The organism is Pseudomonas sp. B21_DOA (assembly GCA_030544685.1).
Lineage (GTDB): Bacteria > Pseudomonadota > Gammaproteobacteria > Pseudomonadales > Pseudomonadaceae > Aquipseudomonas > Aquipseudomonas fluorescens_AO.
In genome coordinates this window covers 3844021-3861108 of the sequence record CP086683.1, presented here as the reverse complement: position 1 = coordinate 3861108, position 17088 = coordinate 3844021, and the positions used below count along the sequence as shown (strand labels likewise).

Annotated in this window: 10 protein-coding genes and 2 pseudogenes; 9 read left to right on the top strand and 3 right to left on the bottom strand. The window is 60.6% G+C overall.

Annotated features, from left to right (window positions below):
* Positions 1-14: 14 nt before the first annotated feature.
* From LJU32_17935 to LJU32_17895, 9 genes are all read left to right on the top strand, one after another.
* Entirely contained in the window at positions 15-362 is a 348-nt protein-coding gene (locus LJU32_17935) for a DUF2934 domain-containing protein (GenBank protein ID WKV87558.1), read from the top strand.
* A gap of 182 nt (positions 363-544) precedes the next feature.
* Entirely contained in the window at positions 545-2704 is a 2160-nt protein-coding gene (glgX, locus tag LJU32_17930; GenBank protein ID WKV87557.1) for a glycogen debranching protein GlgX, read from the top strand.
* 1 nt (position 2705) lies between these two features.
* Complete coding sequence (locus LJU32_17925) at positions 2706-3704, top strand: acyl-CoA dehydrogenase (protein WKV87556.1); 999 nt, start codon at positions 2706-2708, stop codon at positions 3702-3704.
* Positions 3701-4459, top strand: a complete 759-nt coding sequence (locus LJU32_17920; GenBank protein WKV87555.1) for a PIG-L family deacetylase — start codon at positions 3701-3703, stop codon at positions 4457-4459. Before LJU32_17925 ends, LJU32_17920 begins: the two co-directional genes overlap by 4 nt.
* A complete protein-coding gene (locus LJU32_17915; GenBank protein ID WKV87554.1) occupies positions 4456-5055 on the top strand; it encodes a nodulation S family protein in 600 nt (199 codons plus the stop codon). The genes LJU32_17920 and LJU32_17915 overlap by 4 nt, the downstream gene beginning before the upstream one ends.
* Complete coding sequence (locus tag LJU32_17910; GenBank protein WKV87553.1) at positions 5052-5711, top strand: glycosyltransferase; 660 nt, start codon at positions 5052-5054, stop codon at positions 5709-5711. The genes LJU32_17915 and LJU32_17910 overlap by 4 nt, the downstream gene beginning before the upstream one ends.
* A 176-nt stretch (positions 5712-5887) precedes the next feature.
* Entirely contained in the window at positions 5888-6646 is a 759-nt protein-coding gene (locus LJU32_17905) for a PIG-L family deacetylase (GenBank protein ID WKV87552.1), read from the top strand.
* 212 nt (positions 6647-6858) lie between these two features.
* Positions 6859-7641, top strand: coding sequence for an endonuclease/exonuclease/phosphatase family protein (locus LJU32_17900; GenBank protein WKV87551.1), 783 nt, complete (start codon positions 6859-6861; stop codon positions 7639-7641).
* A 379-nt stretch (positions 7642-8020) separates the two neighbouring features.
* A complete protein-coding gene (locus LJU32_17895) occupies positions 8021-9073 on the top strand; it encodes an autotransporter outer membrane beta-barrel domain-containing protein (protein WKV87550.1) in 1053 nt (350 codons plus the stop codon).
* A gap of 128 nt (positions 9074-9201) precedes the next feature.
* Here LJU32_17895 and glgB read toward each other — a convergent pair.
* The 3 genes and pseudogenes from glgB to LJU32_17880 form a co-directional block, all read right to left on the bottom strand.
* Positions 9202-11432 (bottom strand): annotated as a pseudogene (gene glgB / locus LJU32_17890) (1,4-alpha-glucan branching protein GlgB).
* A 2-nt stretch (positions 11433-11434) separates the two neighbouring features.
* Positions 11435-14775: pseudogene (gene treS / locus LJU32_17885) on the bottom strand (maltose alpha-D-glucosyltransferase).
* A 183-nt stretch (positions 14776-14958) separates the two neighbouring features.
* The gene (locus LJU32_17880) at positions 14959-16956 is read right to left on the bottom strand and encodes an alpha-1,4-glucan--maltose-1-phosphate maltosyltransferase (GenBank protein WKV87549.1); all 1998 of its coding nucleotides are present in this window, start codon (positions 16954-16956) and stop codon (positions 14959-14961) included.
* Positions 16957-17088 lie beyond the last annotated feature (132 nt).

The window sequence follows — 17088 nt, the reverse complement described above, 5'->3', positions numbered from 1 at the left end:
TCAGGAGCATTGCGATGAGCACCGACGATAAACGCATTCGCGAATTCGCCTATCAGATCTGGGAGTCGGAAGGGAAGCCTGAAGGCCACGAAGAACGTCATTGGGAGATGGCGCGCAAGCTGGCCGAGGCCGAAGCGCTGGCGCCGAAGAAGCCACCGAAGGCGGCTGGCAGCAAGGTGGCTGGCAAGACCACAGCGGCGAAGAGCACCGAAACCAAAGCGCTCGACGCCAAGACACCGGCTGCTGCCAAAGCCAAACCCGCGACGAAAGCAAAACCTGCGGCCACGCCAAAAGTAGTTCCGCCGGGCGAAAAGGCAGCCGAGAAAAAGCCGCGAGCAGCGAAGAAGCCCCCGGCGAACTGACCCGATCCATATTTGAACTGAATGATTGTGTGGCGAGCGTGCTCGCCACATGGGGTTTTGCGCCCCGAAGAAAGCCCCTCCCCAATGCGGGAGAAAAATCCAATCCCTGTGGGAGCGAGCAAGCTCGCTCCCACAAGGAAATCTCATTGCCTGAACTGTCCCGTTTTTTTGCAGGAGCAATCATGACCCGTCCAAAGAAAGCCGAACCCGCTGCGCACGCCGAGCCGTCGAGAATTCGTGAAGGTCTGCCCTTCCCGCTCGGTGCTACCTGGGATGGTCTGGGGGTTAACTTTGCTCTGTTTTCCGCCAACGCCACCAAAGTCGAGCTGTGCATTTTCGACGACAGCGGCGAAGTCGAACTCGAGCGCATCGAACTGCCCGAATACACCGATGAGATCTACCACGGCTACTTGCCCGATGCGCATCCGGGCCTGATCTACGGCTACCGCGTGTACGGTCCTTACGACCCGGCCAACGGCCATCGCTTCAACCACAACAAGCTGCTGATCGACCCGTACGCCAAGCAACTGGTCGGCGAGCTGAAATGGTCGGAAGCGCTGTTCGGCTACACCATCGGCCATCCTGACGCCGACCTCAGTTTCGACGAACGCGACAGCGCGCCATTCGTGCCCAAGTGCAAGGTCATCGACCCGGCGCACACCTGGGGCAATGATCATCGCGTCAGCGTGCCGTGGGACAAGACCATCATTTATGAAACCCACGTGCGCGGCATCAGCATGCGTCACCCGTCGGTGCCGGAAAACCTGCGCGGCACGTTCGGCGGTTTGATGGTCGACGATGTGCTCGAACACATCCGCGAGCTCGGCGTGTCTTCCGTTGAATTGCTGCCGATTCATGCCTTCGTCAACGATCAGCATCTGCTGCAAAAAGGCATGACCAACTACTGGGGCTACAACAGCATTGCGTTCTTCGCCCCGGACCCGCGTTATCTGGCCAGTGGCAAGATTGCCGAATTCAAGGAAATGGTCGCGCATCTGCACGATGCCAACCTCGAAGTCATTCTCGACGTGGTCTACAACCACACCGCCGAAGGCAACGAGCAAGGCCCGACGCTGTCGATGCGCGGTATCGACAACGCCTCCTACTACCGCTTGATGCCGGACGACAAGCGCTACTACATCAACGATTCCGGCACCGGTAACACCCTGGACCTGAGCCACCCGTGCGTGCTGCAAATGGTCACTGACTCCCTGCGCTACTGGGCCAGCGAGATGCACGTCGATGGCTTCCGCTTCGACCTCGCAACCATTCTTGGCCGCTACCACGATGGTTTTGACGAGCGCCACAGCTTCCTCGTCGCCTGCCGTCAGGACCCGGTGCTGCGTCAGGTGAAAATGATCGCCGAACCCTGGGACTGCGGCCCCGGCGGTTATCAGGTCGGCAACTTTCCGCCGGGCTGGGTTGAGTGGAACGACAAATTCCGCGACACCGTGCGCGCGTTCTGGAAAGGCGACGACGCTCAGCTTGCCGATTTCGCCAGCCGCATGACTGCTTCCGGTGAGATGTTCAACCAGCGTGGGCGACGGCCGTATTCGTCGGTGAACTTCATCACCGCCCACGACGGTTTCACCCTCAACGATCTGGTCTCGTATAACGACAAGCACAACGAAGCCAACGACGAGAACAACCAGGACGGCAGCAACAACAACCTGTCGTGGAACCACGGCGTCGAAGGTCCGACCGACGATCCGGAAATCAACGCCCTGCGCCACCGGCAGATGCGCAATTTCTTTGCCACTCTGCTGCTGGCCCAAGGTACGCCGATGATCGTTGCCGGTGATGAATTCGCCCGCACCCAGGACGGCAACAACAACGCCTATTGCCAGGACAGCGAAATCGGTTGGGTCAATTGGGATCTGAGCGAGGACGGCAAGGCGCTGCTGAAATTCGTCAAGCGCCTGATCAAGCTGCGTCTGACTTATCCGATCCTGCGTCGTGGGCGCTTCCTGGTCGGCGAGTACAACGAAGACATCGGCGTCAAAGACGTAACCTGGCTGGCCCCGGACGCCACCGAAATGACCACCGAGCACTGGCACGACGCGCACAACCGCTGCCTGGGCATGCTGCTCGATGGTCGCGCGCAGGAAACCGGCATCCGTCGCAAAGGTGCCGATGCGACCCTGCTGCTGGTGGTCAATGCGCACCACGACATCGTCAACTTCACCCTGCCGGAAGTGCCGGATGGTGGCTTCTGGACCTGCATGATCGACACCAATCAGCCGGCGATTCGCGGCCAGGAACGCTTCGACTTCGGCCATGAATATTCGGTGACCGGACGTTCGTTGCTGTTGTTCGAACTGCAACGCGACGAAGAAGAATGATATGGACTTTCAACATTATCTGGCCCGCCGTCCGCCAGATTACGCCGACACCAACGCCCTCGGCCGTTGCCTGCGGGCAATGGTCGAGGCCGGACTCGACCGTTTGCCGTTGCCCGGCAGCGGTCACACGCTGGAGCGCTTTCAGCGTCTTGCGGAAGTCGGCGGGCACGATTTAGGCCTGTGCAAACTCTACGAAGGCCATACGGATGCTCTGGCGATCATCGAGCAATTGGGCGGCACGCCAACCCCGGGCAGTACGTGGGGCATGTGGGCCGCCGAACCGCCGCAGGCACGGGTGAAAATCACGCCGGCCGGGCATATGGTGACGTTGAACGGGCGCAAGGCCTGGTGTTCTGGCGCTGCGGTGCTCAGCCACGCCTTGCTCACTGCGTGGGACGCGGACGGTCAGCAGCAACTGGTGGCAGTCGCACTTGATCAGCCTGGCGTGACCATCACCGATCAAGGCTGGCAGGCCGTGGGCATGGCGGCGACTGGCAGCGTCGAGGTGCTGTTCGACAACGCTGAAGCGCAGGCCATTGGTAACCCCGGCGATTACCTGCAACGGCCGGGTTTCTGGCAAGGCGGGATCGGTATCGCGGCTTGCTGGTATGGCGCTTCGCGGCGGATCGCCGAAGGGCTGCGCCAGCATTGCGCGCAGCGTGATGAACCGCATGCCCTTGCCCACCTCGGTGCGACTGACACCGCACTGCAGGCGGCGGCCGATGTGCTGCGCTTCAGTGCGTTGCAAATCGACGCGCAGCCCGAGGCCGATGCTGAACTGCTCGCCCGACGCGCCCGCGCCGTGGTCGAACAGTCTGCCGAACAGGTCATGCGTGAAGTCGGTCGCGCACTGGGTGCCCGGCCGTTTTGTCAGGATCGGCATTTCGCGCGATTGAGTGCCGACTTGCCGGTGTTCCTGCGACAGAGCCACGCCGAACGCGACCTTGCTGCACTGGGCCAGCAGATTGCTGAGCAGTCCTGCGAGGTCTGGGCGCTATGAAGGACAACCCGATCGTCGGTCAAGGCACTTCGCTGCAGCAATGGCAGGCTTCGCGGCGTCTGGCCGAGCTGCCCGCCATTGACATTCTTGACCTCGTACCGCTGGGCTCGCGGGCGGTGATCGTCGCGCCGCATCCGGATGACGAAGTGCTCGGTTGCGGCGGCATCATGCAATTGCTGGCGGCGGCGGGACGGCCGTTGCAGTTGATCTCGGTCACCGATGGCAGCGCCAGTCACCCCGGCTCGCAACGCTGGACAGTCGAGCGTTTGAGCGTGGTGCGACCGCAAGAATCCGCCGAAGCCCTGCGTCGTCTAGGTCTGCCGATGCACAGCCTGAAATGGCTGCGCGGTGGTTTTACCGACACCCAAGTCGCAGCTCAGGAACCGGAGTTGAGCGAATTCATCGCCGGCTATCTGCATGCCAGCGACGTAGTCTTCACGACCTGGCGCCAGGACGGCCACAGCGATCATGAGGCTGTCGGCCGTGCCAGTGTCGAAGCGGCGCGACGCGTCGGTGCGACCTGCCATGAACTTCCGGTCTGGACCTGGCACTGGGCAACCCCGGAAGACGCTTCGGTTCCATGGGAGCGGGCACGCAAGATTCTCTTGTCACCCACGCACATCGCGCGCAAACGCCACGCGGTCCATGCTTTCGCCAGCCAGCTGGAAGGCGACCGCGACGTCGGACTTGGGCCAGTTCTCGCGCCCTATGTACTCGATCGTTTGTTGCAACCTTTTGAAGTGGTGTTCCTGTGAGTGTCGATGATCGCTATTTCGACGGCCTGTTCGCGGGCAATGACGACCCATGGGCGTTCCGCCAGCGCTGGTACGAACAGCGCAAACGCGCGGTCACCCTCGCTGCCCTGCCCCGTCCTCGCTACCGGTCCGTCTTCGAGCCGGGTTGCGCCAACGGCGAACTGAGTGCAGAGCTGGCTCCGCGTTGCGGCCGCCTGCTGTGTTGCGATACCGCAAGCGCGGCGGTGCAGCTCGCACGTACTCGCTTGAGCGTATTCGAGCATGCCGAAGTCCGCCAGGGACGCCTGCCGGCTGACTGGCCGGAGGAAAAATTCGACCTGATCGTCTTCAGCGAAATCGGCTACTACCTCGACGAGCAGGATCTGACAGAAGTGATCCGCCGGATCAGCGAATCGCTGACGGCTGACGGCCAATTGCTGGCCTGTCACTGGCGCCCGCCGATTGAAGGCTGTCCGTTGAATGCACGTCAAGTTCACGATCAGATCCACGATCAACTGGCGTTGCCGCGTCTGGTGCTGCATCAGGAAGCGGATTTCATTCTCGAATTGTGGAGCCGTGAGCCACGCTCGGTGGCTGCCCTGGAGGGCTTGCGTTGATCGGTATCGTGATTCCGGCGCATAACGAAGAGGCGCTGCTTGATGAATGTCTGCGGGCCGCCTTGCGTGCCAGCCAGCATGGACAATTGGCCGGCGAGCCAGTGGAAATTCTCGTGGTGCTCGACAGCTGCAGCGATGGCTCGGCACAGATCGTCAGCGCTTATCCGGTGCTGAGCCTGCAGATCGATGCGCGCAACGTTGGCGAAGCCCGCGCCGCCGGTGCGCGCCTGCTGCTCGAGCGCGGTGCACGCTGGATCGCTTGCACCGATGCCGACAGCCGCGTTGCCTATGACTGGCTGGCGGCGCAACTGGGCCTGGAAGCAGATGCCGTGTGCGGTACGGTCACCGTCGAGCACTGGCATGAATCCATTGATGAAGCGGCGCAAATTCGCTATCACCGTCATTACCAGGCCCGCGATGGCCATCGCCATATTCACGGTGCCAACCTCGGCGTCAGTGCCGAGGCCTATCGCCTGGCCGGCGGCTTCAAACCGCTGACCTGTGATGAGGACGTGCAACTGGTCCGTGCGCTGGAACGCAGCGGCGCCAATATTGCCTGGAGTCACCGTCCGCAGGTGCACACCAGCGCCCGTCTCGACAGTCGGGCCAAGGGCGGATTCGGTGACTTCCTGCGCAATCTGGCACAGCTGGAATAAAAAATACGTATCAGATTGATCTGTGACGCGACGAATGCCGAGTCTTGAGCAATACTCTGCCTCGCAGTAATCCAAGGGTTGGAGCACTGCACCGTTGCTATTCATTTGCCTTCACGGGCCGCGACAGCCTCGGCTGCTCACGACTGAGGGCGAGACACCACAAGGACGTCGCACTCATGAAACCGTCATTGCTCAACGAACACGGCCTGCCAGCCCAGATCTGGAACAGCGCGCCGCAGCTCGACAATATTCCCGTCATCAACACCCACAGTCTGGTTCCCGCCGGCGCCCGCGCCGTGGTGATCGCCCCGCATCCGGGCGATGAAGTCGTCACCTGCGGCGGCTTGCTGCAGCTGCTGTCCAGCCTCGGTCATCCTCTGCAATTGCTCTCGATTACTGACGGCAGCGCCAGCCACCCCGGCTCGCGGCAATGGTCGGAACAACGCCTGAGCGTGTTCCGTCCGCAGGAAAGCGTCGAAGCCCTGCGCCGTCTCGGCCTGCCGATGCACAGCCTGAAATGGGTGCGCGGCGGTTTTACCGATAACGCGCTGAGCGATCAGCAAAGCCAACTGACCGAATTCATCGGGCGTTACCTGCGCCCGGGCGACGTGGTGTTCAGCACTTGGCGCAAGGATGGTCCAGCGGACCATGAAGTGGTCGGCCGGGCCAGTTTCGATGCGGCGCAGAAGGCCGGGGCGACCTACCACGATGTGCCGGTGTGGGCCTGGCACTGGCCGGAGCGCGAGCAGCAAATGATTCCCTGGGAGCGTGCGCGCAAGCTGCGTCTCGACACCTGGACAGTCGCGCGCAAGAGCCACGCCACCCACGCTTACGCCAGCCAGCTCAAAGGCGAACCGGCCATCGGCATCGCCCCGCTGCTGCCACCGGTGCTGCTGGAACGGATGCGCCTGCCGTATGAAATCGTCTTCTTCTGAACGCCAAAGACCTCTGACACCGTGAAACCCTGTGGGAGCTGGCTTGCCAGCGATAGCGGTGTATCAGGCAACAGAGATACTGCTGATTTGGCCCCATCGCTGGCAAGCCAGCTCCCACAGAGTCCTGTGTACGATCAAACATTTCTGTAAGGAACTGCCACCCCCTCAAACCAGTCGCATGAACAGGCATGGCCCAATTCAGAGGAGTGAACGTGTCCAGCGATCCCAAGCGTCAAGCGGTCGACGCGCCAGTCATTCATCGCCTGCGGGTACTCACGGTCAACACCCACAAGGGCTTCACCGCACTGAATCGGCGCTTCGTCCTCCCGGAGCTGCGCGAAGCGATGCGCAGTACCTCGGCCGATCTGGTGTTTCTGCAGGAAGTGGTGGGTGAACACGAACGCCATTCGAGTCGCTACAACGACTGGCCGCAGACCTCGCAATACGAATTTCTTGCCGACAGTATGTGGAGCGATTTTGCCTACGGGCGCAATGCCGTTTATCCCGACGGTCATCATGGCAACGCGCTGCTGTCGAAATACCCGATTCGCGAATACCGCAACCTCGACGTCTCGATCACTGGCCCAGAACGGCGCGGGCTGTTGCACTGCATACTCGATGTGCCTGGACATGACGAGGTGCATGCGATCTGTGTGCATTTGAGTCTGCTGGAAAGCCATCGGCAATTGCAGTTGCAACTGCTCTGCCAGTTGCTTGAATCGCTGCCGGAGGATGCGCCGGTGATCATCGCCGGCGATTTCAACGACTGGCAGTTGCAAGGTAATGCTGCCCTCGCCCGTCGCGATTATTTGCACGAGGCTTTCGAGCGCCATCATGGGCGCCCAGCGAAAACTTATCCGGCGCGGTTTCCCTTGTTGAGACTTGACCGGATCTATCTGCGCAATGCCAGCAGCCATGATCCAAGAATTCTCGGCAACAAACCGTGGACGCATCTTTCGGATCACTTGCCGTTAGCAGTTGAGGTGCACCTGTAGCTGCGTTTTTGACAGCAACTACATGGCATGTCCTTCCGGTAACTACCGGTAGGAATGACCTTTCGTCGGCGGCAAAAAACCGTCATATGAATACTTCGCAAGCGTTTTTCCATGCAAACAACCACTTAGTTATGTTCAGAAAAACAAACGCTTGCGAAGACTGATTTAAGCCCGCCATTCATCGCGCATTTTCTTGACGCGCAGGCGTCGCTCTTCTTATCTCTACCTTACTACCCCGGAAACACTTAATGGGGCTGACCTTCCGGCACTCGGGAAATCGAGCAGCCGCGGTTCGCCCCGCTCTATTCGGTCGCCCCTCGTTCGGGGTAGGAGAGACGCCAGACCCGAGATGACGCATGCGCTTGCAAGGTAGACCTCCATGAAAACTTCACTGACCCCACACGAACTGAAAATCACTTTTTGCACAGTGTCAGGTTCACTGCTGCTGTGCTCGTCCATGGAGGCGCATGCGGAGTCTGCGGCGGATGAATCCACGTGGTATCGCGCCGACGTGCCGGTGATGACCTTGCCGGTGACCGTGATAACGCCCGGGCCGCTGCCGCTGAGTCACCAGAGTTCGCGCCTGATCACTGAAGATCTTGCGCCCTCCGCATGGGATGAGCTGTACGGCAGGAGCGCCCGGCGCGCGCAGACTGATGCACTGTCCTCCGGTTATGCGATGCCCGGCGGCGAGTACAAAGGCCCGGCGGTGGTTACGCTGAAAAGCGGTAATGGCGCTACCCAGACCGTTGGCCTGATCGGCGGCGACAATCAGATTCAGATGAGTGCCGATGGCGTACTGACCCGACGCACCCTCTCCGCCCTAAACACTGGCCGCTTGAATTTGCAAGGCCAGAACCTGGGCGCCTATTACAGCCTGATCGGCGCGCAGGGCTGGCACGTAGACGTCTCGGCCAGCGGCGGTCGGGTCAGCGGTTTCAGTCGCACTGCGCAAGGTAATCGTCAGGCCACCGAAGGCAGTGCAATGACATTTTCGGTCGAGGGCGGTTATCCGATCGGCCTGAGCGAGAACTGGGTGGTTGAACCGCAGGCGCAATTGATCAACCAGCGGATCAGCCTTGATGCGCCTTATGCCGGCTCGGGCAACGCCGCTTCGTCCGACCTGACCGCGTGGAGCGGCCGCGTCGGTGCGCGGTTGAAGGGCAGTTATGACTTGAATGGCTTACCGGTGGAACCCTACGTGCGCACCAACCTTTGGCACACCGTCTACAGCGGCAGCACGTTGACGCTGGATCAGGTCGACAAGATCAGCAGCAGCCGCAAGTCTTCAACAGTGGAATTGGGACTGGGACTGGTGGCGCGGGTCACGCCGGCAGTGAGCCTGTACATGAGCGCCGATTACAGCAGCGATGTGGATGACAATGATCTGAACGGCATCATTGGCAGCCTCGGCGTGCGGATGCGCTGGTGATCTCCAGACTACCGAAAATCCTGTGGGAGCTGGCTTGCCAGCGATGGCGGCGTGTCAGTCAACAAAAATGCTGAATATGGCGGCCTCTTCGCGGGCAAGCCCGCTCCCACAGTTTTACTGTTCCTGGATCAGCCCTGCGGCTTGAGAATCAACACCGCCAACGGCGGCAGATTCAGCTCCAGCGACAACGATTGACCATGACTCGGTACCTCATCGGTCAATGCCCCGCCGCCATTGCCATAGTTTGAGCCGGCATAAATGTCCGCGTCGCTGTTGAACAGTTCGGTCCAGCGCCCGGCGAACGGCACACCGACGCGATACGACTGGCGCGGTACCGGCGTGAAGTTGGCGACCACCAATACTGGCGAGCCGTCCTTGCTCCAGCGCAGCCACGCATAAACGCTGTTGATCGCATCATCGCCAATCAACCATTGGAAGCCCTGCGGCGCATCATCCTGATCGTGCAACGCCGGCTCTTCGCGATACAGGCGGTTGAGATCGCCAACCAGTTTCTGCACGCCTTTGTGCTCGGAATACTGCAACAGGTACCAGTCCAGTTGCTGATCGTGGTTCCACTCGCGCCACTGGCCAAATTCGCAGCCCATGAACAACAGCTTCTTGCCCGGATGAGTCCACATGAAGCTCAGATAGGCGCGCAGGTTGGCGAACTTCTGCCAGCGATCGCCGGGCATCTTGTCGATCAGCGAGTGCTTGCCGTGCACCACTTCGTCGTGGGAGATCGGCAGGATGAAACGCTCCGACCAAGCGTAAACCAGACCAAAACTCAGCTCATTGTGGTGATGGGCGCGGTACACCGGATCCTGCTGGATGTAGTGCAGCGAGTCGTGCATCCAGCCCATGTTCCATTTGTAGGAGAACCCGAGGCCGCCCTGCTGGGTGCTTTGGCTAACGCCCGGCCACGCAGTGGATTCTTCGGCGATCACCAGCGCACCCGGCGCTTCCAGTTCAACCACGTCGTTCAAATGACGCAGAAAGTCGATAGCCTCGAGGTTCTCCCGACCGCCGTGGCGGTTCGGCACCCATTCGCCAGCCTTGCGCGAATAATCGCGATACAGCATCGAGGCCACCGCATCGACACGCAGGCCGTCGATATGGAAGTGTTTCAGCCAGTGCAGCGCCGAGGCCAGCATGTAACCGTGCACTTCGGTGCGACCGAGGTTGTAGATCAGCGTGTCCCAATCCTGATGGAAGCCTTCCAGCGGATTGCCGTACTCGTACAGCGCGGTGCCGTCGAACTGCGCCAAGCCATGGGTATCGGTGGGGAAATGCGCCGGCACCCAATCGAGAATCACACCGATGTCGGCCTGGTGACAGGCATTGACGAACGCGGCGAACTGATCCGGTGTGCCGTAACGTGCGCTCGGCGCGAACTGCGAAAGCAACTGGTAACCCCAGGAACCACCGAACGGGTGCTCCATGATCGGCATCAGTTCGATGTGGGTGAATCCCAGCTCTTTGACATAAGGAATCAGCCGCTCGGCCAGTTCCGGCCAGGTGTACTGGCGCGCGACTTCGCCGAGATCATCCAGCTCGCACTGCCAGGAACCGGCGTGCAACTCGTAGATCGACAGAGGCTTGGAGCGCTGCTGGCGATCCTGACGGGAATTCATCCACTCGTGATCCTGCCAGTCGATCTGTAATGGCGAGGCGACTTTCGAGGCGGTATCCGGCGGCAGGCTGGTAGCCAGCGCCATCGGGTCGGCCTTGAGCGGCAGAATGCCGTGGGCGCCGAGGATTTCGTACTTGTACAACTCCCCGCTTGCAGGCGAGGGATGAACAACTCCCACACGCCCGAAGGATGGCGCAGGCGCATCGGGTGACGACGACCGTCCCAGACGTTGAAATCGCCAACCACCGAGACACGGCGGGCATTCGGTGCCCACACGGCAAAGCGCACACCGTCGACACCATCGACGGTTTTCAGCTGCGCACCGAGGCAAGCGCTGAGGTCACGGTGATTGCCTTCGGCGAACAGATACAAATCCATTTCGCCCAGCAGCTGACCAAAGCTGTACGGATCTTCGGCGACCTGCTCGCCACCGGCCCAGCGCGTGCGCAACAGGTACGGTCGGGCCTGATCGAAATGGCCGACAAACAACCCCGGCGTCTCGGTCATCTCCAGCGGGCCAAGCTCTTCGCCGCTGTCCTTGTCCAGCACCGCCACACTCAGCGCACCCGGCAGATAAGCGCGGATGAATTGCCCACCAGCGCCATCGCCGTGCGGGCCGAGAATGGAAAACGGGTCCTGATGTTCAGCGCGCACCAAAGCATCGATGTCGCGCGCCGAGGGTAACAATGCTTCCTTTACCACACCCTGTTCCTTGTTCGAGAAACTCATGACTACTCTCCACCAAGATCGGAAAAGGGTTTAAGCCCTGTCAATAATCCATACAAGCCGTGCAATGGCACGGGCAGCCACGTTGGGCGGTTTTCCGCCTCGTAGGCCACTTCATAAGCGGCTTTTTCCAGGCCGAACAACGCCAGCGCGGCGTCGGCACCTTCAGGATCCTGCCAGGCATGCTCAAGACTAGCTGCTGCCTCGCGGTATGCCTGGACAAATGCCTCGCGTGCTTCGCGCAGATAACGCTCGGCGACACGTTTACGCGCCGCTTCGGCTTCGACGCTGTTGTCAACGTTGTGCACATTGATGGTCATCGCCGCTGCGTAATCGAACGAACGCAGTACACCGCTGACATCCTTGTACGGGCTGTGCTTGCCGCGACGCTCACTCAACGGCCGCGCCGGTTCGCCCTCGAAGTCAATCAAGTAGGCATCGCCCTTGATCACCAGCACCTGACCCAAATGCAAGTCGCCATGCACCCGGATGCGCAAGCCGCCAGTGGCTTTCTTCGCCAGATCCTGCACATGGGCAAGAATGGTTTTCTTCTCGTCGAGCAGACGCTTGACCAGTTTCTGGTCCGCCGCGTTCAACTCGCCTTGATGCTGCTTGAGCAGTTTCAAGGCATGTTCGACCTGGGCGGTGACATCCTTGGCCGTCGCGGCCATGTCCTTGCTCGACGACACTTGCGGCGCGAAGTCGGCGTTGTCGGTTGGCGCAGCGAGCACCTGATGCATCTCGCCCAGACGCTGGCCGAGCATGCCGGCGAAGTCCTTCAGCTCGCCGAGCGCGTTGTAATGCTGCTCCTGTTCGGACATGGCGTCGGCCAGTTCATCGCGCAGCGCCCGTTCGAGGTTGTTCTGCGTCCATTCCCATGCGTCGCCCTGATTGCTCAGGTAACCCTGGGCGATCATCAGGAGGTTGTCTTCACCCTGCGCGTCGCGGCGAATCACCGAACCGAGCAGTGGTGAGATATTGGCAAACCCGGCCTCGGTCAGGTAAGCGCTCATCTCCAGTTCCGGATGTACGCCAGAAGCGACTTTGCGTATCAGCTTAAGCACCAGGCTGTTGCCGACAACCACGGAGCTGTTCGATTGCTCGGCCGACAGGTAGCGCACATCCGACTCGGCGCCGAGGCCGAGTTTTTCCAGATGATCTGTCTGTTCGAAGCGGATTTCGCCTTCGATCGATTCCAGTACGGTGTTGTTCTGCATGCCTTGCAGAACGGCGCGGACGAAAGTCTCCAGGCTGAACGCATCGGTAATCAGACCGACCTGACGCACACGGCGTACACGCGATAGCGCCAATTGCTGCGGCAACGGCGGGCCGACATGGTCTTCGGCAATGAAGCCGAACGGCAGTTGATAACGGTTGGTCTGGCCACCGCTGGTGACTTCGATTTCGCTGAGCAGCACTGGATGCTGGACGTCGCCGAAGCGCACGCCGTAAGCCAGATTGACCTTTTCGATCGCCGCGTCCTTGCCGGCGAACCAGCGACGGTTCTGCAGCCAGCTCGGCAGGATGCTTTGCTCCAGCGTCGTACGCGACGGTGCTTCGAGCAGCTCTTCCATGCGTTTTTCAGTACCAGCGTGGTGAAGTCCGGCAGGCTCTGCGCCGGCTCGACGTGCCAGCTCGGCATCTGGTTTTCCGCCGCCAGTGCGAACCAATAGAAGCCATAGGGCGCCAGGGTCAGAAGGAAATTCAACTGACCGATCGGCGGGAACGCGTTACCGCCGAGCATTTCCACCGGCACCATGCCGACGTACGCCGACAGATCCAGCTCCACTGCTTGCGCACTTCGCGAGACGTTGGCCACGCACAGGATGATTTCGTGCTTGCCATCGACATCTGTGTATTCGCGGGTATAAGCCAGCACGCGACGGTTGGCCGGCGACAGCATTTTCAACGTGCCACGGCCGAACGCTTTCGATTGCTTGCGCACGGCCAGCAGGCGCCGCGTCCAGTTCAACAGCGAATGCGGATCGCCGGACTGGGTTTCGACGTTGACCGACTGATAGCCATACTGCGGATCCATGATCGGCGGCAGTACCAGACTGGCCGGATCGGCGCGGGAGAAACCGCCGTTGCGGTCGATCGACCACTGCATCGGCGTACGCACGCCGTCGCGGTCGCCGAGGTAGATGTTGTCGCCCATACCGATTTCGTCGCCGTAATACAGGGTCGGCGTGCCGGGCATCGACAGCAGCAGGCTGTTGAGCAGTTCGATGCGGCGACGGTCGCGTTCCATCAACGGTGCGAGACGACGGCGAATACCGAGGTTGATCCGCGCGCGACGGTCAGCCGCGTAATAATTCCACAGGTAATCGCGCTCACGGTCGGTGACCATTTCCAGGGTCAGCTCATCGTGGTTGCGCAGGAAAATCGCCCACTGGCAATTCGCCGGAATTTCCGGGGTCTGCCGGAGAATGTCGGTGATCGGGAAGCGATCTTCCTGCGCCAGCGCCATGTACATGCGCGGCATCAGCGGGAAGTGGAAGGCCATGTGGCATTCGTCGCCATTGACGCCAGCGGCATCGGTGTCACCGAAATACAGCTGTGTGTCTTCCGGCCACTGATTGGCTTCGGCCAGCAGCATGCGGTCGGGGTAGTTGGCGTCGATCTCGGCACGGATCTGCTTGAGGACGTCGTGGGTCTCGGGCAGGTTTTCGTTGTTGGTACCGTCGCGCTCGATCAGGTACGGAATCGCGTCAAGGCGCAGGCCGTCGATGCCCATGTCCAGCCAGTAACGCATCACCGACAACACGGCTTTCATCACTTGCGGGTTGTCGAAGTTCAGATCCGGCTGGTGCGAGTAGAAGCGGTGCCAGAAGTACTGACCGGCGACCGGATCCCAAGTCCAGTTGGATTTTTCGGTGTCGAGGAAGATGATCCGCGTGCCGTCGTATTTCTGGTCGTCATCGGACCAGACGTAGAAATCCCGCGCCGCCGAACCGGGCTTGGCCTTGCGCGCACGCTGGAACCATGGGTGCTGGTCAGACGTGTGGTTGATGACCAGCTCGGTGATCACCCGCAGCCCGCGCTTGTGCGCCTCGGCAATGAAGCGCTTGGCGTCGGCCATGGTTCCGTAGTCGCTGTGCACGCCACGGTATTCGGCGATGTCGTAACCGTCGTCGCGACGTGGCGAGGGATAGAACGGCAGTAGCCAGATGGTGTTGACGCCGAGGTCGGCAATGTAATCGAGTTTGGCGATAAGCCCGGGAAAGTCGCCGATCCCGTCATTGTTGGAGTCGAAAAACGATTTGACGTGAACCTGATAGATCACCGCGTCCTTGTACCAGAGCGGGTCTTTGATGAAGGCGGCTGCCTTGGGTTTCTTCGCCATGTGGAACTCCTGAAAAATTCTCTGATACACCGAGGGACTCGCAGTGGTGAGCCCCTGTGGCGAGGGATTTATCCCCGTTCGGCTGCGCAGCAGTCGCAAATTGTTAACGCGGTGCAGCTTGAAAAAGGGGCCGCTGCGCGCCCAACGGGGATAAATCCCCTCGCCACGGAGGCGGTGCAAATGTTACGAAGCTGAAATCCGCCAAATCCCGAACGGCTGATACGCCGGGTCGATGCGCATGAACTGATATTTGCCGTGCCAGTCCCAGCGGTGGCCGTTCATCAAATCTTCGCCATGGGTAGTCGCGTCGTCCGGTAGGCCCATTTCCCACAGCGGCAGTTCGAAATTCGCTTCCTGCACGTTATGCGGATCGAGGCTGACCGCGACCAGAATGAAATTGCTGCCATCGGCGCTGCGCTTGCCGAAGTACAGAATGTTGTCGTTCCAGGCGTTGTAGATTTTCAGCCCCAGATGCGTGTGCAGCGCCGGATTCTGCCGGCGGATGCGGTTGAGCTGGGCGATCTCGGCGATGATGTTGCCGGGCGCGGTGAAATCGCGGACGCGGATTTCGTACTTCTCCGAATCCAGATATTCCTCTTTGCCCGGTACTGGCGCCGATTCGCACAACTCGAAGCCGGAATACATGCCCCACAGTCCCGAACCCATGGTCGCCAGAGCCGCGCGAATGAGGAAACCGGGACGCCCCGACTCATGCAAAAACGCCGGGTTAATGTCCGGGGTGTTGACGAAGAAATTCGGCCGGTAGCATTCGCGCCACGGCGACTGATTGAGTTCGGTGAAATATTCCGCCAGTTCGGCCTTGGTGTTGCGCCAGGTGAAATAGGTGTAGCTCTGCGAATACCCGACCTTGCCCAGACGCGCCATCATCGCCGGCGTGGTGAAAGCCTCGGCGAGGAAGATCACTTCCGGATACAGGGTGCGCACGTCGGCGATCAGCCATTGCCAGAACGGCAGCGGCTTGGTGTGCGGATTATCGACGCGGAAGATTTTCACGCCTTCCTTGACCCAGCCGACGACGATGTCACGCAACTCGACCCACAGGCTCGGAATCGCATCCGGCGCGTAAAAGTCAACATTGACGATGTCCTGGTATTTCTTCGGCGGGTTCTCGGCGTATTTGATCGTGCCGTCCGGGCGCCAGTTGAACCAGCCCGGATGCTCCTTGAGCCACGGATGGTCCTGGGAGCACTGAATGGCGAAATCGAGAGCGATTTCCAGGCCATGATCGGCTGCCGCAGCCACCAGGCGGCGGAAATCTTCACGGGTGCCGAGCTGCGAGTGAATCGCCTCGTGACCACCCTCCTCGCTGCCGATCGCATACGGGCTGCCGGGATCATCCGGGCCGGCCGTCAGGGAATTGTTGCGGCCCTTGCGGTGGGCGCGGCCGATCGGGTGAATCGGCGTGAAATACAACACGTCGAAACCCATGTCCTGAATCATCGGCAGACGCGAGTGCACGTCGTTAAAGGTGCCGTGACGCTGGGGATCGTCGGTGATCGAGCGCGGAAACAGCTCATACCAACTGGCGAACTCGGCGAGTTCGCGCTCGACGTCCATGGGGAATTCGGCGCTGATGCTGAGGTAGGCGCGATGATCGGCCTGGGCCATCAGCTTGGCACTGCGCGAGTGCAGAAACAGCGCGACCTGCTCGGTTTCGAGCAGGCCGGACAATTCGTGGTGCAGCGCGGCGAGCTGCTCGCTGAGCTGACCTTCGCTGCGTTCGGCGGCCTGTTGCACCATCGTCCGGCCTTCCTGCAGTTCCAGAGAAACCGGCACCGCCGCGCTGTGCTTCTTTTCCAGTTCGTACTGGAAGCTGGCGAAATGATCAATCCACGCTTCAATGCAATACAGGTAGCGGCCCTGCTCTTCTGGGCGGAACCGGCCTTGCCAGGTGTTGTTACCCTGATCGGACATGACTTCGGTCTGCCAGGTTTCCTGGCCTTCCTCGCGCCAGCGAATGCGCACGGCGAGCTTGTCATGGCCGTCCGCAAAGACTTTGCTGGTCACTACCACCTCGCGCCCGGCAATCGATTTGACGGCAAACTGCCCGCCATCAAGGGTCGGCATGGTGTTTTCGATGACGATACGTGGCAGCAGCAATGCCTGCGACAGCGGCATGTGCGGGTTGTAACTCAGCTCTGAAGGTCTTTCAGCAGTCATTGAGCATCTCTCCTTAACGCCCCAAGGACGCTCTTGTGCCAGAACAGTATTCGCGACAAAGCGCCGGCCCTGTCATGAACTCACCTAGGTTCCGAGCAACCGGCGCGGGGAAAAGTTCAGATGAAATTAACA

Excerpts from the sequence above, each read along its gene's own strand:
- LJU32_17935 (WKV87558.1), top strand. The coding sequence starts at position 15 with ATGAGCACCGACGATAAACGCATTCGCGAATTCGCCTATCAGATCTGG.
- glgX (WKV87557.1), top strand. The coding sequence starts at position 545 with ATGACCCGTCCAAAGAAAGCCGAACCCGCTGCGCACGCCGAGCCGTCG.
- LJU32_17925 (WKV87556.1), top strand. The coding sequence starts at position 2,706 with ATGGACTTTCAACATTATCTGGCCCGCCGTCCGCCAGATTACGCCGAC.
- LJU32_17920 (WKV87555.1), top strand. The coding sequence starts at position 3,701 with ATGAAGGACAACCCGATCGTCGGTCAAGGCACTTCGCTGCAGCAATGG.
- LJU32_17905 (WKV87552.1), top strand. The coding sequence starts at position 5,888 with ATGAAACCGTCATTGCTCAACGAACACGGCCTGCCAGCCCAGATCTGG.
- LJU32_17895 (WKV87550.1), top strand. The coding sequence starts at position 8,021 with ATGAAAACTTCACTGACCCCACACGAACTGAAAATCACTTTTTGCACA.
- LJU32_17880 (WKV87549.1), bottom strand. The coding sequence starts at position 16,956 with ATGACTGCTGAAAGACCTTCAGAGCTGAGTTACAACCCGCACATGCCG.